The following is a 22,764-nucleotide window of genomic DNA, read 5'->3' on the forward strand; positions in this document are numbered from 1 at the left end:
AGGCGCTAACGTCGTGCCGTGGGGATCGAGAACGACCAGTTGGTCTTCGACTATCTGAGCCGGATCGGCGATCTGGCGCAGCAGCGCCAGGTGCCGGCCGCCGAGCGCCGTGAACTCGTCTCGGGCCTGCGCGACGAGATCGAACGCCGCCGGTCGGTGAAGGGCGAGCGGGTGGCGGGCATCCTCGGCGACCTGGGCACCCCGGACGAGGTCGTCGACCGCGTCGCCCCGGTCCCGGCACCGCGCGAGCCCGACTGGTGGCGCACGGACGGGCCGGAGGTGCCCGGCTTCGTCGGGGGCGTGGAGATCCCGGACCTGCTGAAGCCCCCGCGGCCGGAGGAGGACCCGGAAGAGGATGACCGGGCGCCGGGCGAGGCGTCGGACGGGCCCTCGTCCGAGGCCGAGGCTCCGGACGGGGAACCGGAGGCGAGGCCGCGCCGGCGCGTCACCCTCCGTCTGGGCAGCCCTCTCCTCGTCGCCTCCGCCGTCCTCCTCCTCGCGGGCGCCGCCCTCGGCTCCCTGGTCGCCCTGGCCGCCGGCTGGCTCCTCGCCTACGCCTCCCGCGCCCGCCGCGCCGCCGTCCTCGTCATCCCGGGCGCGTCGGCCACGGTCGCGGTCGTCTGGCTGTGGGGACGCGTCGAGGGCCGCTGGGGGGCCCCGGTACCCCCGGGCGGCGAGGCGATGGGTGCGGCGGTCTCGGAGACCTGGCCGTGGACCCTGCGGGCGGCGGCGATCGCGTCCGGTCTCTTCCTGCTGTGGCGCTCGCGCCGGGGCTGACGGCTCAGGGACGGGGTGAACTCACGATGGCGGCGAACGGGACCGCGGTGTGGGCCTCGACCGTGAACAGGTCGAACCTGCGGTACTCCCTCTGGGTCTCCTCGTCGTTGATGAGGCCCTTGCCCTTGAACGTGGAGATGGACGCGTCCCAGCCGGAGCCGGTGGGATTCAGACCCCACCATGAGGTCACGTAGCGCGGCTTCCGCGTGACGTTGACCAGGTTGTTGTTGTAGCGCACTTGTGCGTGGTAGAGGAGATTCTCGCCGCAGTCCTTCGGGAGGCAGTGCACCACCGATTCCTCGTCCCACGAGTACTGTTCGATGCCGAACGCGTCCAGGTCGATCTTCCCCCGGTCCTTTCTCATGACCATGACGTCCAGGTCGGCGTCCACCACGTCGTATTTCGCGCCCTTGGATATCTGGACCACTTTCTCCTCGGTGTACTCCTCGCCCGGGTCGAACCAGGTGCCGGGACCCGTGAAAGGGCCCGCAGCGAGGGTGTCCCACGTGAAGGACCCCGCCATCCGGGACGCGTCGTGCTCCCTGGACGCCTCCAGCGCGGGGCGGAGGTCCCTCAGCCCGTCGCTCTTCTCGACGTACTTTCCCGAGCGGCCGAAGACCGACCAGTTGTCGCCGAGGACGTACACCGGAACGGACCCGCTGTTCCTCAGGTGCAGCGTCACGGGGAGCTGGACGACCGGGCGTTCGAGATCTGCCCGGGGGACTCCGAACCTCACGGTCAGGGCAAGGTTCGCCGGCGCCGCCGTCGGCTGGTACACGGCCGAATAGGCGATGTTCACCGCGGCCAGGAGCGCGGTCGCCGTCACACCGGCCGCGATCTTCGTCGGGTGCGGGGTGCCCCGCCACGCCTTCGCCCGGATGACCACGTACAGCGCCCACAAGGACCAGACGAAGAGCGGGAAGAAGGCCCGTGTGTAGTCCGTGTACTCCATCTCCTGGAACCACAGGAAGACCAGCATGGTCGTCACCGTCAGCGCGATGAGGACACCCACGGAGACGATCGCCCCGGAGATCTTCAGTCCCCGCTTGCCCCAGTAGTCGAAGACCGCCACGGCCGCCGCGGCCTCGGCCACGCCCCCGAGCAGGAACACGAACCCCGTGATCCGCCCTGCGAACGTCAGCGCCTCGAAGGCGTCCGGGATGCCGATGGCGGTCAGCAGGGCCCAGCCGCCCACCAGACCGGCCGCCATCAGCCCGATGGTCGCGCGCCTGTGCCACGTACGGTCCGGCCAGGTGTCGCTGCCGCCGCCGAGCCAGGACACGGCGGAGCGGTCGTCCGGGTCCAGGTCCTCCGGGTGGCCGTGACGGCGCAGGATGCCCCGCAGTTCTCGCAGAGACCAGGCGCTTCCCACCGTCTCGCGGCCGACGCGCACCTCGCGCAGGCCACGGTCGTCGGGCGGATGCACCGTGACCTTGGTCCGGCGTTCCATGGCCCCAGACTCCGGCCGGGAGGAGCCCCGCGCAGGCGGTGGGGCGCCATTGGAGTGCTCCGCTACCCCGGAACGGTCACCCCCACCGCCCACGGCGCCCCCGGTACCACCAGCGGCGAACCCGTCACCGGGTCCGGGACGACGACCGAGTCCAGGCCGAAGACCTCGCGTACGAGCTCCGCCGTGACGACGTCACCCGGCGCGCCCTCCGCCACCACGCGGCCCTCCTTCATCGCGACCAGGTGGTCGGCGTACCGGGCCGCCTGGTTCAGGTCGTGGAGGACCACGACCACGGTGCGGCCGCGGACGTGGTTGAGGCGGCGGACCAGGTCCAGGACCTCGACCTGGTGCGCGATGTCCAGGTACGTCGTCGGCTCGTCGAGCAGCAGCAGGTCGGTCTCCTGGGCGAGGGCCATCGCGATCCAGACCCGCTGGCGCTGCCCGCCGGACAACTCGTCCACCGAGCGGTGGGACAGGGCGCTGACGTCCGTGCGCTCCATCGCGTCCACGACCGCCCGCTCGTCGTCCTCCGACCACTGCTTCCACCACGCCTGGTGCGGCTGCCGCCCCCGCGCCACCAGGTCCGCGACGGTGATGGCCTCCGGTGCGACCGGGGTCTGCGGGAGCAGGCCGATGGACTGGGCGATCCGCTTGGTCGGGATCCTCGCCAGCTCCTCGCCGTCGAGCAGGACGGCCCCGCCCTTGGGCTTCAGCAGCCGCCCCAGGGCCCGCAGCGTCGTCGACTTGCCGCACGCGTTGGGGCCGACGATGACGGTGACCTTGCCGTCGGGGATCGCGAGGTCCAGTTCGTGGACGACCGTCCGCTCCTCGTACGCGAGCGTCAGCTCCCGTGCCGTCAGCCTGCTCACGACCTGCCTCCTCCGGTGCGGCTGCGAACGATCAGCCAGATCAGGTACGGGGCGCCGACCGCCGCCGTCAGGACGCCCACCGGCAGTTCGGTGGGCGCGAACAGCCGCCTGCCCAGCAGGTCGGCGAGGACCACGATGACGGCGCCCATGAGCGCCGAGCACAGCAGCGGGATCTGGGCGGTCCTGGTGGTCCGCCGGGCGATCTGCGGGGCGAGCAGCGCCACGAAGTCGACCGGGCCCGCGACCCCCGTCGCCACCGACGCGAGGACCACGCCCACGGCGACGAGCCCCAGCCGGACCCGCCCGAGCCGCACGCCGAGCGCGGTCGCCGTGTCGTCGTCGAGCGCCACCGTCCGCTGAGCCCGGGCCGCCCACAGCACGGCCGGCAGCATCACGAGCAGCGTCCAGCGCAGCGGCGCCGACTCCTCCCAGCCCCGCCCGTTGAGGGAGCCGGTCATCCAGATCTGCGCCTGCTGGGCGACCAGGTAGTCGCCCTTGGTCATGAACAGATGGGTCACCGAGCGCAGCGCGATGGCGAAGCCGATGCCGATGAGCACGAACCGGGTGGCGTGCAGCCCGCCCCGCCACGCGAAGAGGTAGACGAGCGCGGCGGCCAGCACCCCGCCGGCGATCGAGAGGTAGGGCAGGACGGTGTACGAGGCGAGCCCGAAGGTCATCGCCGACACGGTCACGGCGCCCGCGCCCTGGCTGATGCCGATGATGTCGGGGCTGGCCAGCGGGTTGCGGGCGACGGTCTGGATGAGCGCGCCCGCGATCCCGAACGCGGCGCCGACCATCAGCCCGGCCCCGAGCCTCGGCAGCCGCAGCTCCTCCACGACGAACGCGGCGGGCGAGCGCTGACCGGCGAGCACCCTCAGCACCTCGCCGGGGCCGACGAACCGCTCCCCGACGCAGAGGTACGCGACACAGACCGCGGCCAGGACGAGGAGCAGGCCCCCGGCGACGAGCGCGGAGCGCCGGTGCACCAGGAAGGAGGCGCGCCCGGCGCGCACCAGACCGTAGCCGTACGGACGGACCTGAAGGGTGCTCATGCCGGCACCGCCTTGCGCCGCACCAGCGTCACCAGGAACGGAACGCCGATCAGCGCCGTCATCACGCCCGCCGGCACCTCGCCCGGCGGGAACAGGATCCGTCCGGCGACGTCCGACACGAGCAGCATCACCGGCCCGATGAGCGCCGCCATCGGCAGCACCCAGCGGTGGTCGCCGCCGACGACCGCGCGGGCGATGTGCGGAACGGCGAGGCCGACGAAGGCGACGGGTCCGGCGGCGGCGACCCCGGCGCCGGTCAGCACGGTCGCGCCGACGCCCGCGACGATCCGCACGGTCGCGACCCGCTGCCCGAGCCCCTTGGCGACGTCCTCGCCGAGCGCGAGCGCGTCGAGCCCGCGCGCCACCGACAGCACGAGGACGGCCCCGAGCAGCAGGAAGGGCCAGATCTGGCCGACGATGTGGGCGTCCCGGCCGTCCAGCGAGCCGATCTGCCAGAACCGGAACTCGTCGAGCGCCGAGGCCTTCGTCGTCAGGATCCCGGTGGTCACCGACAGCAGCAGCGCGTTGATCGCGGCCCCGCCGAGCGCCAGCTTCACCGGCGTCGCCCCGCCGCGCCCGCCGGCGGCGATGGCGTACACGGCGACGGAGGCGAGGGCCGCGCCGGCGAAGGCGAACCACACGTATCCGGTCAGCGAGTGCACCCCGGCGAAGGCGATGGCGAGGACCACGCCGACCGAGGCGCCCTGGCTGACGCCGAGGATGCCGGGGTCGGCGATCGGGTTGCGGGTGATGCCCTGCAGCGCGGTCCCGGCGAGCGCGAGCGCCGCGCCGACCATGAGGCCGATCAGGGTGCGGGGCACCCGGAGCTGCCGTACGACCTCGGCGTCGTCGCTCGTGGCGCCGTGCAGGAGCGCGTCGAACACGGTCGACGGGGGGATGGCGCGGGCGCCCACCGCGAGGCTGAGCAGGATCGCGAGCAGCAGGGCGACGACCGCCGCCGTGGTCGCGGCGACGCGCCGGGAGGCGCGTCGGGAACGTGTGGCGGTCATGGACACCCATCGGCGGTTATGGTGTGCGGTTCGGTAAGGCTTCGCTAAGTGTAGACAGCAGCGGTTTTCGAACACACGGGCACAATGACCCCCATGACGATGACGCCCTCCGCCCCGACCGTCGGCTTCGACCTCGACATGACCCTCATCGACTCGCGCCCCGGCATCCGGGCCGCCTATCTCGCCCTCACGGCCGAGACCGGCGTCCCGATCGACGCCGACCTGGCCGTCTCCCGGCTCGGGCCGCCGCTGGAGCAGGAGATCGCCGAGTGGTTCCCGGCCGAGCACGTGACGGAGATGGTCGCGCGCTACCGCGCCCTCTACCCGGCGTACGCCATCGAGCCGACGCTTCCGATGCCCGGCGCGAGGGATGCGATTCAAGCCGTTCGCGAGGCGGGCGGCCGGACCATCGTCGTGACCGCCAAGAACGGACCGCACGCCGAGCTCCACCTCGCCCACCTGGGCATCGAGCCCGACGCCGTCATCGGCGGGCTGTGGGCCGAGGCCAAGGCGCAGGCGCTGCGCGCGCACGACGCCGGGGTGTACGTCGGCGACCACACCGGCGACGTACGCGGCGCGGCGACCGCCGGCGCCTACGCGGTCGCCGTGGCCACGGGACCCTGCGCCCCCGAGGAGCTCCGCGCGGCGGGCGCGGACGTGGTCCTGACCGACCTGACGGACTTCCGTGCCTGGTGGGAGGGTTACCGCGGCTGAATCGTCGCGGCCTGCACGGCCCGTGCCCGGCGCCGCTGGGCGGCGATGGAGCGGAGCACTCCGGCGCCGGCGACGAGGAATCCGACCCCCATCAGCATCGAGACCAGGTACGCGACCGTGGGGAACGGATCGCTCCCGAGGAACAGCGGAGCCACCGTGACCAGGGTCGCCACCGCGCCGACGATGAAGGCGATCGCACCGGCCCGGACGAGGCCGTCGCCCGGAGCACTGTCGTCCGCTGCGGCCGAAGGGGTTTCACTACGCATTCGGCCAGGGTAGTTCCCAGGCCGGGACAACGGACCGGCGACGTCTTGTCACCGGGCCTGAGCCCATTAGCCTTGGTGCCCGGGTCGGTGACCCGCCGTATCTCTTTCGCAGAGAGAGCTTTTCCACCAGAGCCGGGATCCCGGCGCACCCATCGAGTACGAGGACGAGGACGGACGTGCCTACCGGCAAGGTCAAATGGTTCAACAGCGAGAAGGGCTTCGGCTTTCTCTCCCGCGACGACGGCGGCGACGTCTTCGTGCACTCGTCGGTGCTCCCTGATGGAGTCGACGCCCTGAAGCCGGGGCAGCGCGTGGAGTTCGGCGTGGTCGCCGGACAGCGCGGCGACCAGGCGCTCTCGGTCACCGTTCTCGACCCCACCCCGTCCGTCGCCGCGGCGCAGCGCCGTAAGCCCGACGAACTGGCGTCCATCGTCCAGGACCTGACGACGCTCCTGGAGAACATCACGCCGATGCTGGAGCGCGGCCGCTACCCCGACAAGGCGAGCGGCGCGAAGATCGCGGGCCTGCTGCGGGCCGTCGCGGACCAGCTCGACGTGTGAGCCGCTCCCCTCAGGGGAACTTCAGCGCGTCCGGGCCGAGGGGCGGTACGAGTCCCTCGGCCGCGGCGCGCGTGAGCAGCCCGCGCACCGCCGCGTAGCCGGTCTCGCCGAGGTCGGCGGTGAACTCGTTGACGTAGAGGCCGATGTGCTGGTCGGCCACCTTCGGGTCCATCTCCTGGGCGTGCTCGAGTACGTACGGGCGGGAGACGGTCGGGTCGTCCCAGGCCATCCGGACCGATGCCCGCGCCGACTCGGCGAGCAGCCGCAGGGTGTCCTCGCCCAGCGAGCGCTTGGCGATGATCGCGCCGAGCGGGATGGGCAGGCCGGTGGTGTGCTCCCAGTGCTCGCCCATGTCGGCGAGCGCGTGCAGCCCGTAGTTCCCGTATGTGAAGCGGGCCTCGTGGATGACGAGCCCCGCGTCGACCTTGCCGTCGCGCACGGCGGGCATGATCTCGTGGAACGGCAGCACGACCACCTCGCCGACCCCGCCGGGCACGGTGTCCGCCGCCCACAGCCGGAACAGCAGATAGGCCGTCGAACGCTCGCTCGGCACCGCGACCGTCTTCCCGGTCAGGTCCAGGCCCGGCTCCCGGCTCAGCACCAGCGGCCCGCAGCCGCGGCCCAGGGCTCCGCCGCAGGGCAGCAGGGCGTATTCGTCAAGGACCCAGGGCAGGACGGCGTACGACACCTTCAGGACGTCGTACGGGGCGTCCGCGCCCTCCGCCCACCCGTTGGTGAGGTCGATGTCGGCGAAGGTCACGTCCAGGCGCGGGGCGCCGGGGACCCGGCCGTGGGCCCAGGCGTCGAACACGAAGGTGTCGTTCGGGCAGGGCGAGTAGGCGATCTTCAGCTTGGTCACGACGGGGGCTCCACGAAGACGGTCTGGCTGAGCAGCTGGAAGGCGTACCGCAGCGAGTCCAGGGCCTCGCCGATCCGCCAGGCGGCACGGTCGCGCGGGCCGACGGCGTTGGACACGGCCCGGATCTCGACGACGGGCACGCCGTACGCGGCGGCCGCCTCGGCCACCCCGAAGCCCTCCATCGCCTCGGCGGCGGCCCCGGGATGACGCTCCGCCAGTTCGGCGGCGCGCCCGGCGGTGCCGGTGACGGTCGAGACGGTCAGCACGGGCCCGAGCACATGCCGCTGCCCGCCGCCGGCGAGCGCGGCCGCGACCGCTCCGGTGAGCGCCTTGTCCACGGCGTGCACGGACCGCCCGAAGCCGAGCTCCTCGACGGCGAGGTAACCGTCGGCCGTCTGCGCCCCCAGATCGGCCCCGACGACGGCGTCGGACACGACGACGGAACCGATGGGCGCGTGTGGTGCGAAGCCACCGGCGATACCGGCGGACACGACGAGGTCGTACGGAGGAGTCGCAGGGGTCTCCCGGGGGGCTTCCCCGGGTGTTTCCCCGGGGGTCTCCCGCACCGCCGCGTACGCGAGGGCCGTGGCGGTCGCCGTGGCGGCCGCCGCCGGGCCGACGCCCGCGACGAGCACGTCGACGACCGGGTACGGCCCGGGGTGCCCGGGCGTGCCGGGCCGCGGCACGGGCGTGTCCGGCCGGGCGCTCGTACCGGCGTGGCGGCGCAGCGCGAAGCCGCCGGGCAACGGGAACTCGCCGCACAGCGGGAACCCGCCCCGGCCCGGCCCGCCTGACGCGAGGCCGCCTGACGCGAGGCCGCCGGCGACGGAGTCCGCCTCCGCCGCCACGGCCGTCACGATGAGGATCCGGTGGGTCACCGGCGGATCAGGAGTCCTTCTTCTTCAGCTCGAAGTGCCAGATCCCGGTCACCGTCTTGCCGGTGTTCTCGACGATCGTGACCTGCGTCTTGTTCGTCTCCTCGCCCGTCTGGCTGGAGAAGAAGGCGCTGGCCGGGATGGTCCGGTAGGTCTTCTTGAACGGCTCCGGCTCGGCCGCCTGGCCGCCCAGGAAGATCGTCCAGCCGTTGTCGGCGATGTCCGGGTCGACACCGAAGCGGACCTTGTCCGAGGGGTCGACGGAGATGGACTTCTCGGCCTTCTTGTTGAGGCAGGCCGGGATCTGCGACTCCTTGATGGCGTCGCCGTCGTTGTAGCAGGCCGCCTCGGAGTTCACGGACAGGGACCCGACCGTCACGGTCGCAACAGGGGTCGGCTTGTCGCAGGCGGAGAGGACGAGGAGCCCGGCGGAGACGGCCCCGAGGGCCAGGGCGGCCCGGCGGTGCTTGCGGGTGAGGAACGCAACGGTCATGGGCCGAAGGCTATCGGGCCCCGCCGCCCGCGCCACGCGGGGGTACGGCGTGCCGCTTCCGACATCCGTCGCGGGCTTACGCCACCCGTGCCCTGGTGCTCAGGCCAACCGTGCCGTGGGCCCGCCCCGCCCGTTGCCGCCTCCCCGCCCGTTGCCGCCTCCCCGCCCCTTGCCGCCGCCCTGCCGCCGTGCGGCCGTCAGCAGGCCCCGTACGGACAGCAGCACGCCGAGCCCCAGGATCGCCGCGGCCACCGCCATGCCGAGCCGGCCGTTCAGCGGCAGGGAGATGCCGATGGCGCCGCCCACCACCCACGCCATCTGCAATGCGGTCTCCGAACGGGCGAACGCCGAGGTGCGGACCACCTCGGGCACGTCGCGCTGGATCAGCGCGTCCAGGGACAGCTTCGACAGCGCCTGGGTCAGGCCCGCGACCGCGCCGAGCACCGCCACCATCAGGCCGCCGAAGAAGACCGCCGTACAGATCGCCGTGGCGCACACGATCGACACCATCGTGGCGATGATCACCTCGGGCCCGTGCCCCCGGTCCCGCAGCAGCGAGCCGACCGCCGTCCCGCACGCGTTGCCGACACCGGCGCACACGCCGACGATGCCGAGCGACACCGCCGCGCTCTGCCCCGAGAGGGGGTGCACGCGCAGCAGGAAGGCCAGGAAGAAGATCAGGAACCCGGACAGCATCCGCTGCGACGCGTTCGCCTGCAGCCCGTGCAGCACGGCCGGCCCGACCGTCCGCAGGCTCGGCTTCTTCTCGCCGTGCGTCAGCAGGTGCGCCCGCCGCTCCCCCTTCGCGGAGTCCACCTTGTGCGGCATCCGCAGCGCCCAGTACGTACCGAGCAGGAACAGCGCGCACGCCCCGTACAGCGGCCAGGCGGGCCCGACCAGCTGGAGCCCGGCGCCGATGGGCGCGGCGATACCGGTCGCGACCAGGCCGGCCAGCGTGACCCGGGAGTTGGCCTTCACCAGGGAGAAGTTCGGCGGCAGCAGGCGCGGAACGACGGCGCTGCGCACCACGCCGTACGCCTTGGACGCCACGAGCACGCCGAGCGCCGCCGGGTACAGCTGGATCCCGCCGGTGGCGACCGCCCCCGACATGGCGATGGCCAGCACCGCCCGGGTCAGCATCGCCCCGGCCATGGCGGCGCGCCGGCCGTGCGGGAGGCGGTCCAGGAGCGGGCCGATGACGGGGGCGAGAAGGGTGAAGGGCAGCATCGTGATGCCGAGGTAGAGCGCGACACGGCCGCGCGCCTCGTCCGTCGGCACGGCGAAGAAGACCGTCGTCGCCAGCGCGACGGTGATCATGACGTCGCCGGCCCCGTTCACGGCGTGCAGCTCGATCAGCTTGCCCAGGCCCGACTCGCCCGCGCCGTGCGCGTGCGTGGCGCGCCGGATGCCCTTCGCCGTGCCGGTGAACGGCAGGTGGAGGGCACGGCCGACCTTCCGGCCCGCTCGGCTGAGCGGCCCGGCGTGATCGTGGGATCGTGCGGGAGACCGTGCGGCTGCCACTCCGTCATAGTGCCCCACGCGCAGCTCGGAGGAACCGTGGCAGGGCCCGGCGACAGTCCGCGATCCGGGCCACTTGGTACGGGCAGGTGGGCGGCGGGCGGCGGAGAGGGTAGCGTGCGTAGCGCGCCACCGGCGGATGTTCTCGGCCGCGCGCCTCTTCGGCATCCCGCAGAATGGATGACGATAGGTGTGCCCGAGACACGCGAGAAGCACGAGAGACATGTCGGGCGTGGACGTCGATGCGGCCCTCTGGTCCGCTCCGCCCACGGCCCCGGAGCTCCCTCCCGCTCGCTCCCGCTCCTCGGCCGGCGCACCCGTGAGACGGCGTAGGAGAGAAGCGAGACCTGTGAGTGCTGCGACGACGCGAAGCCGTACCCCGCGTACCCCGCGAGCCACGCGTACCCCCGACCGCCTCTGCGCCGAGGCGGTAGACCTCGCGAGGGAGGCCGCCGAAGAGGCGGCAGCACCCGGCGTCGTCGGGGAGCACACGGAGGTCGTCGCCGAGGGCGACCGGGTCGTCACCCACTTCTTCGAGTGCAAGGAACCCGGCTACCGCGGCTGGCGATGGGCCGTGACGGTCACCCGGGCCTCCCGGGCGAAGAACGTCACCCTTGACGAAACCGTCCTGCTGCCCGGCCCGGACTCCCTCATGGCCCCCGAATGGGTGCCGTGGAGCGAGCGGCTGCGCCCCGGCGACATGGGCCCCGGTGACCTGCTGCCCACCGAGCAGGACGACCTGCGCCTGGAGCCCGGCTACTCGGGCGAGGACGCGCCGCCACCGAATTCGGCGGTCTCCGAGGAGCTGGCCGACCACCTGGACGCGGAGGACGCCGAGATCGTCTCCCGCACCCCGTCGCGGGGCGCGATCGCCGCGGTCGCGGAGGAGCTCGGCATGCGCCGGGCCCGGGTCCTGTCCCGCTACGGCCTGCACATCGCGGCCGACCGCTGGGACGAGTCCTTCGGCGCGAAGACCCCGATGGCCCAGGCGGCCCCCGCGACCTGTGTGTCCTGCGCCTTCCTGGTGCCGATCGCCGGGTCCCTGAAGCAGGCGTTCGGTGTGTGCGCCAACGAGTTCTCGCCGGCCGACGGCCGCGTCGTCTCCCTGGCGTACGGCTGCGGCGGCCACTCCGAGGCCGCGATCATGCCGAAGCCGCCGCGCCCGGCGGCGCCGGTCCTGGACTCGATGGCGGCCGACGAGTTCCCGCTGCGTCCGGCGAAGGACTCCGGGTCGACCACGGAGCCCGACGGGGCTTCGGAGGACCTGGGGCACTCGTAGGGGCCGGCCGGCCTCGTCTTCGGGCGGGTGTCGTTGGCGGGCCTCGTCTTCGCGGGTGCCGCGGGGGAGGGCAGGGGCCGCGTTCCGGACTGCATGATTTACGGCGCGGTACCGGTCCGGCGGCAGCCGGGGCACCTTGCCCCGCGCCACAAGTCCTCGTCGGCGGGCCTCGTCTTCGCGGGTGCCGCGGGGGAGGGGCAGGGGGCCGCGTTCCGGACTGCATGATTTACGGCGCGGTACCGGTCCCGTGGAAGCCGGGGCACCTTGTCCCGCGCCACAAATCACGCTTTACGTCCGGAACGCGGCCCCCTGCCCGTCCCCCGCTCCCGTCCGTCCGGCTCCCACCGCACCCTGGGGCGTGAAACGTGCCCCCGCGCGCCCCCGGGCCCTGACGTGCCCCGTCGATCGTCGCGGGGCAGGGCGCGGTACCTTCGGGCCCCGGCCCCCATCCCCGTCCCGCAGAGTGGAGTCAGACGTGAGCGTCAGCGTCAGGACGTCGACCGACGGAACCGACCCCTTCGGTACCGCACGGCTCCGCAGAGGCGTGCTCGACGCATGGGGCGCGGGACCCGCACGCTTCCGCGAGGACGCCAACGCCGAGGAGGACCTGGTCCTCGGCGGCTACCGCGACCGGCTCGTCGTCGAACTCGCCCAGAACGCCGCCGACGCCGCCCACCGCGCCGGCGTCACGGGCAGGCTCCGCCTCACCCTGCACCCGGCCGACGCCGACGGCCCGGCCGTCCTGGCCGCCGCCAACACCGGCGCCCCCCTGGACGCGGGCGGCGTCGAGTCGCTCTCGACCCTCCGCGCCTCCGCCAAGCGCGAGCACGACACCGGCGCCGTAGGACGTTTCGGTGTCGGCTTCGCCGCCGTCATCGCCGTCTCCGACGAGCCGGCCGTCCTCGGCCGCCACGGCGGTGTCCGCTGGTCCCTGGCCGAGGCCCGCGAGCTGGCCGCCGACGCCGCCCGGCACAGCCCGGGCCTCGGCGACGAACTGCGCCGCCGCGACGGCCACGTACCCCTCCTCCGCCTCCCGCTGCCCGCCGAGGGCACGGCCCCCGACGGCTACGACACGGTCGTGGTCCTCCCCCTGCGCGACTCGGCCGCCGTCGATCTCGCCGAGCGGCTCCTGGACTCGGTGGACGACGCCCTGCTGCTCACCCTCCCCGGCCTCGCCGAGATCGTCGTGGAGACGGGGGACGGCGTCCGCACCCTGACCCGCGCCGAGCGCGACGGCTACGTCCACATCGCCGACTCGGCGACCGGCACGCACCGCTGGCGGACCGTCAGCCACAGGGGTCCCGTCGACCCCGCCCTGCTCAAGGACCGCCCCGTAGAGGAGCGCCTGCGCCCGCACTGGTCGGTCACCTGGGCCGTGCCCGTGGACTCGGAAGGGGCGCCGCAGTACCCCCGTACCGCCCCCGTCGTCCACGCCCCGACCCCCACCGACGAGCCGCTCGGCATCCCCGCCCTGCTCATCGCGTCCTTCCCGCTGGACACGGCCCGCCGCCACCCGGCGCCCGGGCCGCTCACCGACTTCATCGTCGAACGCGCGGGCGAGGCGTACGCGGAACTCCTCGCCGACTGGCGACCGGTGACCACCGGCACCCTCGACCTCGTACCGGGCCCGCTCGGCAAGGGCGTGCTCGACGGCGCCCTGCGCGCCGCGGTCCTGGAGCGGCTGCCGAGGATCGCCTTCCTGGCCCCCGCCGCCGCCTCCGAGGAGCTGCCCGCCCTGCGCCCCATCGAGGCGGAGGTCGTCGAGGGCGCGGGCGCGGAGACGGTCGCGGTCCTGGCGGAGGTGTTCCCGACGCTGCTGCCGGCGGGCCTGGAGCGCCGGGTGGAGCTGCGCGCGCTCGGGGTGGGGCGCGTGCCGCTGACCGAGGCGATCGACCGGTTGGCGGGGGTGGACAGGTCGCCGGGGTGGTGGTGGCGGCTGTACGACTCGCTGGCGGGGGTGGACCCGGACCGGCTCACGGGGCTGCCGGTGCCGCTGGCGGTGGGGGGAGGGGGCCAGGCCGCGGGCCTGGGTGCGGGTGGGGGTACCGGCGAACGTGCGGGTGGGGACGCCGACTTCGGGCCTGGCGCCGACGTCCTCGGGTCCGGTGCCGAGCTCGGCACGGGGGCCGCCGCCGATGACCGCACCCCTTCACCCACCCGGGTGCGCACCACCATCGGGCCCCGTCAGGTCCTCCTGCCGCAGGAGCACACGCCCGCCGACCTGACCCGGCTCGGCCTGAAGGTCGCGCACCCGGACGCCGCGCACCCGCTCCTGGAGAAGCTGGGCGCGCTGCCGGCGACGCCCCGGGCGGTTCTGACGACCCCGCAGGTCAGGGCGGCTGTGGCGGCTTCCCTCGACGCGGGGGAGATCTGGGACGAGGACGGCGACGCCCTGGACGCCGACGAGCTCGCGGAGACCGTCCTCGCGCTGGTGCGGGACGCGGACCTGGCCCCCGGCGACGAGCCGTGGCTCGGGGCGCTGGCCCTGCCCGACGAGGACGGCGAACTGGCGCCGGCCGGGGAACTGGTGATGCCGGGCTCGGCGTTCGCGTCCGTGATGCGCGAGGACGAACTGGCGTTCGTGGACCGGGAGACGGCCGAACGCTGGGGCGAACAGCCCCTGGCCGCCTGCGGGGTGCTCGCCGACTTCGCCCTCGTCCGGGCCGCTGACCTGGTCCTCGACCCGGACGAGCTGGAGCCGAGGGAGGGCGACTACGCGGAGCCGGACGACGCGGGCCTGCTCGACGCCGTGGACGTGTGGTGCGAGGACGTCCTGGACCGGCTGCCGGAGACCCCGGTGCCGCCGGTGGCGACGGAGATCGTCGCCGTACGGGACCTGGACCTGGTGGACGACGACGCCTGGCCGCAGGCGCTCGCGCTGCTGGCCCGGCCGCCGCTGCGGGACGCGCTCACCCAGCCGGTCCGGGTGCTGCTGCCCGACGGGACGACGGAGACCGTGCGGTCGTACACGGCGTGGTGGCTGCGGGACCACCCCGTACTGGACGGCCGCCGCCCGGCCGGCCTGCGGGCCGCGGGCACGGACCCGCTGCTGATCGGCCTGTACGACTCCGCCGACGCGACGGGCTTCGAGGACGAGCAGGTCCTGCGGGCGCTGGGGGTGCGCACCTCCGTGCCCGCTCTCCTGGACGAGCCGGGCGGCGCCGCCGAGCTGCTCGCCCGCCTCGCCGACCCGGCCCGGGAGGTCTCCGGCACCCAGCTGCACGCCCTGTACACGGCCCTGGCCGACCTGGACCCGGAGCAGGTCACCCTGCCCGACGAGCTGCGCGCGGTGGTGGACGGCGCGCTGGTGGTCGTGGACGCGGCGGAGGCGCTGGTCGCCGACGCCCCGGACCTGCTGCCGCTGGCGGCCGGCCTGCCCCTGCTCCCGGTAGCCCCGTCCCGCGCGGCCGACCTGGCCGAACTGTTCCAGGTCCGGCGCCTGAGCGAGGCGGTCGACGCCGAGGTGACGACGGTCGGCGAGGAACACGAGGTCCCGCCCGCGGTCCACGCCCTGCTCGGTCCTGCGACCCCGGCGACGTACATCGAGCACGAGGAACTCCGCGCGTCCGACACCGAACTCGACTGGCGCCGCACCCCGGACGGCGTGATCCACGCCGCCACGCTGGAAGGCGTCGCGGCCGGCCTGGCCTGGGCTGCGGGCCAATGGCCCCGCCGCTTCGAGGTCGCGGCCCTGCTGGAGGACCCGTCGAGGACGGCGGAGCTGGCGAGGGACAGGTGGTTCGACTGATCGCTGGGCGACTCAGTTGTAGTGGGCGGCGAGACTGACCTGGGTGTCGCCGCCGGCGCCTTCCAGCCGCCACTGGAGGTACTTGTGGTCGGGCTGGAGGGCCACGGAGACCCAGTGGCCCGGGACGACGAGACCCCGCCACTTCTCGACCCAGAAGCACTGGGTGCCGCCGAGGCAGAAGGGCCCGACGCAGATGCACTGCCACACGTCGAGGAAGAAGGTGGCGTTGCGCGTTCCCTCCGCGCCGACCATCGCGAACCCGGTGCCGCTGCCGACGGCCCACGCCGTGGAGCAGATCGCCCAGTCCCAGCCCTGCACGCAGACCTGGGAGCCGTTGCAGAACGTGTTCTTGAACCAGATCTGCTCGTCCGTCGTACGAACCGATGCCGACTCCTCGTAGCCGGCCTCACGCTCGCCGACGGAGTAGGTCCCGGCGTCCGGCGGTGCCTCCTCCTTGCTCGGAACGGCGGGCTGATGCTCGATCGCACGGCCACCCTCCACGACCCCGCGCTCCCCGGAGGGGAAGTCGAGGAGCTGGACGGCGTGGTCGTTCCCCAGATCCAGCGTGGTGCTCACACGCGCGGGGAGTTCCCGCTTGTTCATGGTGCTGGTCATCTCAGACGTCCTCCCTCTGGAACGCAGGAAGGCGTGACGACGCGCCCCTGCCAAGGTGAGTGTGCTGAAGAGAGATCGCGAGTCCTCGGGGCGTCCTTCCAGGGACTTCCACCCGTGCGACTCCGCTCGTTCTCAGTCTGTCACGGCCTACGGGAATGCGCCCGCTCTGGGGGACGGCTCCGGTGCGGTGGCTGCCACGCGCGGGGATGACCTGTCGTCACCTCCAGGTGGCCGAGCGGCCCGGCCCTCGGCAGAGCCGTCGGAGGGACGCGGCCGGGGACGCGCGATTCGCTGACCGGGGCGGCGGGCGTGCCGGTCTAGATTGCCGAGCCATGACGCAGCAGAAGGCGGGCCTTCTGGGCGACGCCTCCCCCGACCATGACCCGGCCCCGCCAACAGACCCCTCCCAACGTGTCGTCCCGCTCCGTGGCATGTGGGCCGGCGTCCGGTCGCCCGGGAGAGCGGCGGCGGCGCTCGCGGCCGTCTGGGTCCTGACCCGGCTCGGCATGCTCTACCTCCTGGTCCAGGACAGCATCGGCGTCAGCAACGTCGCCCAGGAGGTGGAGTTCCTCTATCCGCGCTGGTCCGCCCAGCTGGCCGAGGGCTCGTTCCCGGTCGGCGACGTCTCCTGGCAGTACCCGCCCGGCGCGGGCCTGCTGTTCCTGTTCCCCTCGGCGCTGCCCTTCCTGGACTACTTCCCGGCCTTCCTCGTCCTCACGTTCGCCGCCGACGCGGTGGTCGCGCTGGCACTGGCGCGGGCGCGGGTGGGTGAGGGCCGGCAGCCGGCCGGGGCGTGGCTGTGGACGGCGGGACTGCCGCTGCTCCTGAACGTGCCGCACGGGCGGTTCGACATCCAGGTGACGGCGTTGGCCGTGCTCGCCCTGCTGGCCTGCGGCCGCAGGCCGCGCCTCGGCGGGGCGTTCGCCGCGCTGGGCGCGCTGGTGAAGGTGTGGCCACTGCTGACCCTGGTGGGACTGGAGCGGGGCCGTACCAGCAGGGAGGCCTGGCTGTCCGCCGTCGTGGCGGCCGCGGCGCTGGTGACGGTGCTGGCCGTGGCCTTCCGGCACACCTTCGACTTCCTGGAGCAGCAGGGTGCCAGGGGCGTGCAGATCGAGTCGCTGGGCGGCACGGTACTGGCGCTGATGCGGGCGTCGGGGACGCCGATCTGGGTGGAGTCCCGTTACGGCGCGCTGGAGTTCACCGGTACGCACGTGGCGACCGTGGCGCAGCTGTCCCTGCTGCTGACGGCCGCCGCCTTCGGCTGGCTGATGCTCTGGCGGGGCAGGGCCTCGCGCTGGACCGAGGCGACACCTTTCGACGCGGCGCTGGCGGCGGTCCTGCTGTTCACCGTGACCAGCAGGGTGATCAGCCCCCAGTACATGGTCTGGCTCCTGGGCCTGGCAGCGGTCTGCCTCACCTCACGCCTGACGACCCAGCGCCCGGTGGCCTGGTTGCTGCTGGCCACGGCGGCGGTGACGGCACTGGCCTTCCCGACCCACTACCTGGAGGTCATGCAGGGCACGCCGCTCGGCAACACGCTGATGGTCGTCCGCAACGGCCTGCTGCTGACGGCGACCCTGCTGTCCTGCCGCCGACTGTGGCGGGCGACGGCGACGGCGACGCCCGGTCGGTGATCGGGTCGGTCCGACGGGGCGACTACCGGCTACGGGCCCCGCCCCGGCCCCCCGCCCGGGCACGGCACGACGGGTCCCGCCCGGGCCCCGCCCCTCATCACCTGCGACGGCTGCGACCGCGCCTTCCGCGGCCACGACCCCGACGCCACCTGCGCGGACCGCGGACGGGCCGCGTGACTCGCGCAAGGAGGCCCTGGCCGGCCGGGAGCGTTGGGCCTGTGAGGGGGCAACGGCGGGGCACGCGGCGGAGCGGCGGCCGACGGTCAGAAGTCGATCACCTCGCGGTCCAGCGGGTACTCCGACCGGTGCAATCCGTCGTACGGAGAGGATCGGTGCGAAGCCGCGCCGGTGGTGGGTGTTGCCGCAGCACGACTCGCTGGCGTACCAGGTGCCCGGGAGGACCGGCGGGTGCAGGTCGAGCGGAGATTTGCGGGCGGTCGGGGTGGACTGCACCGTCTCCTCGAACGGCGACCCGCCCGATGCGGTCAGGATGGCGCCCACCAGGTGGTGTTCGAGGACGTCGGGCACGGGCTGCCCGTGGTCGAGGGCCAGGTCGATCCAGATGATCCACTGCTGGGACCCCTGGATGACGGTCGGTGTCGGCGGTGGTGGCGGCGGCGTGTACGCGTCCGCCCCCGGCAGGGGGTCGCCTACCGGGTTTGCGGCCGCGCCCAGTGCCTGTCCGCTCAGCGAGCCGATGACCCGGTGGGTGTGCGCGTCCTGGACGTCCACCCGGTCGAGTCGCACCTGAGAACTGCTGGGCAGAGAACTGGTGGTGAGCAGCTCGTACGAGAGGTGCACCTTGCCGTCGGTGGCGTCGAACGGCGCGGGCTTGGTCAGCACCGCTGCGGTGAGCGGGGTGAACTGCGTGCCGGGCGGCAGTGCGGCTCCGTGCCCGGGCACGACCGCGGTCGCCGCCACGATCGCTCCGAGCTGGCGGACCGATCCCGACGGATGCTCCCCGGGGCCCGCGCCGAATCGCACCCGTCCGGGCTCACCGCCACCGGTCTCGCCCCCTGTCGGGCGGTCAGAGCGGGGTGGTGGGCCGGACGGGCTGCGTGAGGGCGCGGGTCCGACCCCGGAAGGCCGCCGCCGGCGGTCGGCGTCGGTACGCGTGGTGGATCCCCGGTCGGTCAGGCCGGGACCGGCTCCAAGCCCGCGCCCGCCGAAGGCGGGTAGGTCTCGGCGCCTGAGCGTTCGGCCGCGTCGATGTAGGTGGTGAGGGCTTCGCGGGACCGGGCGAGTCGGTGCATCTCGTTGTCCAGTCGCCGCAGGCGGGTCCGCATCGCGGTCAGGAGTTCGGGGCAGCCCGGGAGTTCCGGGGTCTCGCCGATGGCGCAGGGGAGGAGGTAGGCGATGTCCTCGGAGGACAGGCCGGCGGCCAGGAGGTGGCGGATCTGCTTCACGCGGAGCACGGCGCCGTCGTCGTAGTCGCGGTAGCCGTTGGCGCTGCGGTCCGCCCGCAGGAGGCCCTGGGCCTCGTAGTAGCGCAGCTGGTGGGTGTTGACGCCTGTGCGGCGACCCAGTTCCCCGATTCGCATCGAAACCTCGCTTGACCTTCACATCGGTATCAACGTTGACGATGCTGTCATGAACAAGAAGAGCGAAACATCCGTTACCGTCATCGGACTCGGGCTCATGGGGCAGGCACTCGCCGGCGCGTTCCTGACGGCCGGTCATCCCACCACCGTCTGGAACCGTACGGCTGCCAAGGCCGACCGCCTGGTGGCCCGGGGCGCGCGGCTCGCGCCGACCGTCGCCGACGCGGTCAAGGCCGGTGAGCTGACCGTCGTGTGTGTCACCGACTACGACGCCGTGCGTGAGCTGCTCGGGGCCGGCGACGTCGAGTTGGGCGGCGCGATGGTGGTCAACCTGACCTCAGGCGACTCCGCCCAGGCCCGGGAGACCGCCCGGTGGGCCGAACGGCGCGGCGCGCGTTATCTGGACGGCGCCATCATGGCCATCCCGTCGGGGATCGGGACCTCCGAGGCGGTGATCCTGCACAGCGGGCCGCAGTCCGACTTCGAGGCGTACGAGTCGACGCTCGGCGCGCTCGGCACCGTCAGCCACCTGGGTGCGGACCACGGTCTCGCGTCCCTGTACGACGTGGCCGGCCTGGCCATGATGTGGAGCGTCCTGAACGCCTGGCTCCAGGGCACCGCCATGCTCAGGACGGCCGGGGTCGACGCCGCCACGTACGCGCCGTTCGCGCGGCAGATAGCCGTCGGTGTCGCCGAATGGCTGCCCGGGTACGCCGAGCAGATCGACCGCGGCTCCTTCCCGGCCGAGGTGGCGGCCCTGGAGACCGAAGCGCGGGCCATGGACCACCTGATCGAGGAGAGCGAGGCGCTCGGGGTCAACGCCGAACTGCCGAGGTTGATCAAGGCGATGGCCGAGCGCGCGATCGCCGCCGGGCACGGTGGGGAGCAGTACCCCGTGCTGATCGAGGAGTTCGGCAGGCCGCGCGGAGCGTGACCGGAGCCGGCACGGCGGTCCGGCCCTGATGCGCCGGTCAGGGCCTACGCCGGGAATCGTCGTCCCACCCACCGCCACGCGAGCTCCAGCACCGCCGACCCCGCAGCCGCGATGGCGACCGCCGTCCAGGGCATCGTCACGCCCACCAGCTTCAGGGCGAAGAAGTCCTGGAGCCAGGGGACCACGAGGACCAGGAGGAAGGCGCCGCCCATCGTGGCGACCAGGGTGACGCGCCACCAGGTGTAGGGGCGGGCGATGATCGCGAGGACCCACATCGAGACGAGGAAGAGGGTGAGGGTCGCCGCGCTGGTCTCGGCGTCCAGGGCGCCGGGGCCCGTGTAGTGGTGGCGGGCCAGCAGGTACGTGGCGAAGGTGGCCGCCGCGGCGATGGTGCCGGCCGGGATCGCGTACCGCATCACCCGGCGTACGAAGTGGGGTTTGGCGCGCTCCTTGTTGGGGGCCAGGGCCAGGAAGAAGGCGGGGACCCCGATGGTGAGGGTGGAGAGGAGGGTGAGGTGGCGGGGGAGGAAGGGGTACTCGACCTGGGAGACGACCACCAGGATGGCCAGCAGCACCGAGTAGACGGTCTTCGTCAGGAACAGCGTCGCCACCCGCGTGATGTTGCCGATCACCCGGCGGCCCTCCGCCACCACCGACGGCAGGGTGGCGAAGGAGTTGTTCAGCAGCACGATCTGGGCCACCGCGCGCGTCGCCTCCGAGCCCGAGCCCATCGACACGCCGATGTCCGCGTCCTTCAGCGCCAGCACGTCGTTGACGCCGTCGCCCGTCATGGCGACGGTGTGGCCGTGGGACTGCAGCGCGGCGACCATGTCGCGCTTCTGCTGCGGCGTGACGCGGCCGAAGACCGCGTTCTCGTCCAGGACCTTCGCCATCGCCTCCCGCTCGGTGGGCAGCGTGCGCGCGTCGACGGTGTTCGCGGCGCCGGGCAGGCCCAGCTTGCCGGCCACGGCGCCGACGGAGACCGCGTTGTCGCCGGAGATGACCTTGGCGGCGACGTTCTGGTCGGCGAAGTAGGCGAGCGTCTCGGACGCGTCGGGGCGCAGGCGCTGTTCCAGGACCACCAGGGCCGTCGCGTCCGCCTCGCGGGTGAGGTCGGCGGAGTCGAGCTCCCGGGTCGTACGGGCCAGGAGCAGGACTCGTAGGCCCTGCTCGTTCAGCCGGTCCACCTCGGCGAGGGACGGGTCCTCCGCCGCGAGGAGCACGTCGGGTGCGCCGAGCAGCCACGTGGAGTTCTCGCCGTCGCCCTCGCTGAACGCGGCGCCGCTGTACTTGCGGGCGGACGAGAACGGCAGCGACTCCGTGCAGCGCCAGTCCTCCGCGTCGGGGTAGGCGTCGATGATGGCCTGGAGCGAGGCGTTCGGGCGGGGGTCGGATTCGCCGAGGGCGCCGAGGACCTTCCGTACGTACGTCTCGTCCGCGCCGTTCAGGAGACGGAGCGCGGTCACGTCCATGCCGCCCTCGGTGAGCGTGCCCGTCTTGTCGAGGCACACGACGTCGACGCGTGCGAGGCCCTCGATGGCCGGGAGTTCCTGCACGAGGCACTGCTTGCGGCCGAGCCGGATCACGCCGATCGCGAAGGCGACGGAAGTGAGGAGGACGAGGCCCTCGGGGATCATCGGGACGATGCCGCCGACGGTGCGGGCGATGGAGTCCTTGAAGTCGTTGTCCTTGACGACGAGCTGGCTGATGACGAGCCCGATCGCGGTCGGGATCATCATCCACGTCACGTACTTGAGGATCGTGGAGATGCCGGTGCGCAGCTCGGAGTGGACGAGCGTGAAGCGGGAGGCCTCCTCGGCGAGCTGGGCCGCGTACGCCTCGCGCCCCACCTTGGTCGCGGTGAACGCGCCGCCGCCCGCCACCACGAACGAGCCGGACATCATCAGGTCGCCCGGCTTCTTCACGACGGGGTCGGCCTCGCCGGTGAGCAGGGACTCGTCGATCTCCAGGCTGTCGGCCTCGGCGACCTCGCCGTCGACGACCACCTTGTCGCCCGGGCCGAGTTCGATGAGGTCGTCGAGGACGATCTCGGAGGTGGAGATCTCGGTGGCGACGCCGTCGCGGCGGACGGTGGGTTTGGCCTCGCCGATGACGGCGAGCCCGTCGAGGGTCTTCTTGGCGCGCAGTTCCTGGACGATGCCGATGCCGGTGTTGGCGATGATCACGAAGCCGAAGAGGCTGTCCTGGATCGGCGCGACGAAGAGCATGATCACCCACAGCACGCCGATGATCGCGTTGAAGCGGGTGAAGACGTTGCCGCGGACGATGTCGGTGGTGGAGCGGCTGGAGCGGACGGGTACGTCGTTGACCTCGCCGCGGGCGACGCGTTCGGCGACCTCGGCGGAGGTCAGGCCGGCTATGTGGTGGACGACGGGGGGTCCTGTCGCCGCGCCGGTCCCGGTCCCGGCGCCGGTCCCCGGCGGACCGGCCTCGCCGCCGTCGGTGTCGATCTTCGCCCGCTGAGTCATGTTTTCGACGTTACGACCGGAACGGGCCGCTCACCCGCCGAGCGGCCGGAAGATCAGACCGGGGTAGGAGGGGAATGGTCC

At 73.2% G+C, this 22,764-nt stretch carries 19 protein-coding genes; 7 read left to right on the plus strand and 12 right to left on the minus strand.

What is annotated here, in order from left to right; translation table 11 throughout:
* The first annotated feature begins 18 nt into the window (after positions 1 to 18).
* Positions 19 to 777, plus strand: a complete 759-nt coding sequence (locus ACIGEZ_RS13075; RefSeq protein ID WP_399829761.1) for a hypothetical protein — start codon at positions 19 to 21, stop codon at positions 775 to 777.
* A gap of 4 nt (positions 778 to 781) precedes the next feature.
* Here the strand turns inward: ACIGEZ_RS13075 and ACIGEZ_RS13080 are convergent, their stop codons facing one another.
* The 4 genes from ACIGEZ_RS13080 to ACIGEZ_RS13095 all read right to left on the minus strand — a co-directional run bounded on the left by ACIGEZ_RS13080 (position 782) and on the right by ACIGEZ_RS13095 (position 5,158).
* Positions 782 to 2,227, minus strand: a complete 1,446-nt coding sequence (locus tag ACIGEZ_RS13080) for a hypothetical protein (RefSeq protein WP_399829764.1) — start codon at positions 2,225 to 2,227, stop codon at positions 782 to 784.
* Between the two features lie 62 nt (positions 2,228 to 2,289).
* A complete protein-coding gene (locus tag ACIGEZ_RS13085) occupies positions 2,290 to 3,096 on the minus strand; it encodes an ABC transporter ATP-binding protein (RefSeq protein ID WP_399829767.1) in 807 nt (268 codons plus the stop codon).
* The gene (locus ACIGEZ_RS13090; protein ID WP_399829770.1) at positions 3,093 to 4,148 is read right to left on the minus strand and encodes a FecCD family ABC transporter permease; all 1,056 of its coding nucleotides are present in this window, start codon (positions 4,146 to 4,148) and stop codon (positions 3,093 to 3,095) included. The genes ACIGEZ_RS13085 and ACIGEZ_RS13090 overlap by 4 nt, the downstream gene beginning before the upstream one ends.
* Complete coding sequence (locus ACIGEZ_RS13095; protein ID WP_399829773.1) at positions 4,145 to 5,158, minus strand: FecCD family ABC transporter permease; 1,014 nt, start codon at positions 5,156 to 5,158, stop codon at positions 4,145 to 4,147. Before ACIGEZ_RS13095 ends, ACIGEZ_RS13090 begins: the two co-directional genes overlap by 4 nt.
* A 93-nt stretch (positions 5,159 to 5,251) precedes the next feature.
* Between ACIGEZ_RS13095 and ACIGEZ_RS13100 the strand changes: the two genes are divergently transcribed.
* Positions 5,252 to 5,872: an HAD family hydrolase gene (locus tag ACIGEZ_RS13100; RefSeq protein ID WP_399829776.1), complete on the plus strand. Its 621-nt coding sequence runs from the start codon at positions 5,252 to 5,254 to the stop codon at positions 5,870 to 5,872.
* Here ACIGEZ_RS13100 and ACIGEZ_RS13105 read toward each other — a convergent pair.
* Complete coding sequence (locus ACIGEZ_RS13105; RefSeq protein WP_399829779.1) at positions 5,860 to 6,138, minus strand: hypothetical protein; 279 nt, start codon at positions 6,136 to 6,138, stop codon at positions 5,860 to 5,862. The genes ACIGEZ_RS13100 and ACIGEZ_RS13105 overlap by 13 nt on opposite strands.
* A gap of 176 nt (positions 6,139 to 6,314) precedes the next feature.
* Between ACIGEZ_RS13105 and ACIGEZ_RS13110 the strand changes: the two genes are divergently transcribed.
* A complete protein-coding gene (locus ACIGEZ_RS13110) occupies positions 6,315 to 6,698 on the plus strand; it encodes a cold-shock protein (protein WP_399829782.1) in 384 nt (127 codons plus the stop codon).
* A gap of 10 nt (positions 6,699 to 6,708) precedes the next feature.
* Here ACIGEZ_RS13110 and ACIGEZ_RS13115 read toward each other — a convergent pair whose 3' ends face one another.
* The 4 genes from ACIGEZ_RS13115 to ACIGEZ_RS13130 form a co-directional block, all read right to left on the minus strand.
* Positions 6,709 to 7,557 carry a 1,4-dihydroxy-6-naphthoate synthase gene (locus tag ACIGEZ_RS13115; protein WP_399829785.1) on the minus strand — a complete coding sequence of 283 codons (849 nt, stop codon included), beginning with the start codon at positions 7,555 to 7,557 and terminating at the stop codon, positions 6,709 to 6,711.
* On the minus strand, positions 7,554 to 8,435 hold the full coding sequence (locus tag ACIGEZ_RS13120) for a futalosine hydrolase (protein WP_399829788.1): 882 nt from the start codon (positions 8,433 to 8,435) through the stop codon (positions 7,554 to 7,556). Before ACIGEZ_RS13120 ends, ACIGEZ_RS13115 begins: the two co-directional genes overlap by 4 nt.
* A gap of 7 nt (positions 8,436 to 8,442) precedes the next feature.
* Positions 8,443 to 8,925, minus strand: coding sequence for a DUF2771 domain-containing protein (locus ACIGEZ_RS13125; protein ID WP_399829791.1), 483 nt, complete (start codon positions 8,923 to 8,925; stop codon positions 8,443 to 8,445).
* A gap of 99 nt (positions 8,926 to 9,024) precedes the next feature.
* Positions 9,025 to 10,446: an MFS transporter gene (locus tag ACIGEZ_RS13130; protein ID WP_399829794.1), complete on the minus strand. Its 1,422-nt coding sequence runs from the start codon at positions 10,444 to 10,446 to the stop codon at positions 9,025 to 9,027.
* Between the two features lie 346 nt (positions 10,447 to 10,792).
* Between ACIGEZ_RS13130 and ACIGEZ_RS13135 the strand changes: the two genes are divergently transcribed.
* Both ACIGEZ_RS13135 and ACIGEZ_RS13140 read left to right on the plus strand, forming a co-directional pair.
* Positions 10,793 to 11,722, plus strand: a complete 930-nt coding sequence (locus ACIGEZ_RS13135) for a DUF3027 domain-containing protein (RefSeq protein ID WP_399829797.1) — start codon at positions 10,793 to 10,795, stop codon at positions 11,720 to 11,722.
* Positions 11,723 to 12,185: 463 nt separating this feature from the next.
* Complete coding sequence (locus ACIGEZ_RS13140) at positions 12,186 to 15,470, plus strand: sacsin N-terminal ATP-binding-like domain-containing protein (protein WP_399829799.1); 3,285 nt, start codon at positions 12,186 to 12,188, stop codon at positions 15,468 to 15,470.
* A 12-nt stretch (positions 15,471 to 15,482) separates the two neighbouring features.
* Here ACIGEZ_RS13140 and ACIGEZ_RS13145 read toward each other — a convergent pair whose 3' ends face one another.
* Complete coding sequence (locus tag ACIGEZ_RS13145) at positions 15,483 to 16,085, minus strand: hypothetical protein (RefSeq protein ID WP_399829802.1); 603 nt, start codon at positions 16,083 to 16,085, stop codon at positions 15,483 to 15,485.
* Positions 16,086 to 16,417: 332 nt separating this feature from the next.
* On the opposite strand from ACIGEZ_RS13145, the gene ACIGEZ_RS13150 reads away from it, so the two are divergent.
* Positions 16,418 to 17,719, plus strand: a complete 1,302-nt coding sequence (locus ACIGEZ_RS13150; RefSeq protein ID WP_399829805.1) for a glycosyltransferase 87 family protein — start codon at positions 16,418 to 16,420, stop codon at positions 17,717 to 17,719.
* 1,133 nt (positions 17,720 to 18,852) lie between these two features.
* Here the strand turns inward: ACIGEZ_RS13150 and ACIGEZ_RS13155 are convergent.
* Positions 18,853 to 19,260: a MerR family transcriptional regulator gene (locus ACIGEZ_RS13155; protein ID WP_399829808.1), complete on the minus strand. Its 408-nt coding sequence runs from the start codon at positions 19,258 to 19,260 to the stop codon at positions 18,853 to 18,855.
* A gap of 49 nt (positions 19,261 to 19,309) precedes the next feature.
* Between ACIGEZ_RS13155 and ACIGEZ_RS13160 the strand changes: the two genes are divergently transcribed.
* On the plus strand, positions 19,310 to 20,194 hold the full coding sequence (locus ACIGEZ_RS13160) for an NAD(P)-dependent oxidoreductase (protein WP_399829811.1): 885 nt from the start codon (positions 19,310 to 19,312) through the stop codon (positions 20,192 to 20,194).
* A 44-nt stretch (positions 20,195 to 20,238) separates the two neighbouring features.
* On the opposite strand, the gene ACIGEZ_RS13165 is transcribed toward ACIGEZ_RS13160, so the two are convergent.
* Positions 20,239 to 22,683, minus strand: a complete 2,445-nt coding sequence (locus ACIGEZ_RS13165) for an HAD-IC family P-type ATPase (protein WP_399829813.1) — start codon at positions 22,681 to 22,683, stop codon at positions 20,239 to 20,241.
* Positions 22,684 to 22,764 lie beyond the last annotated feature (81 nt).

This window comes from Streptomyces sp. NPDC085481, assembly GCF_044541845.1.
Classification (GTDB): domain Bacteria; phylum Actinomycetota; class Actinomycetes; order Streptomycetales; family Streptomycetaceae; genus Streptomyces.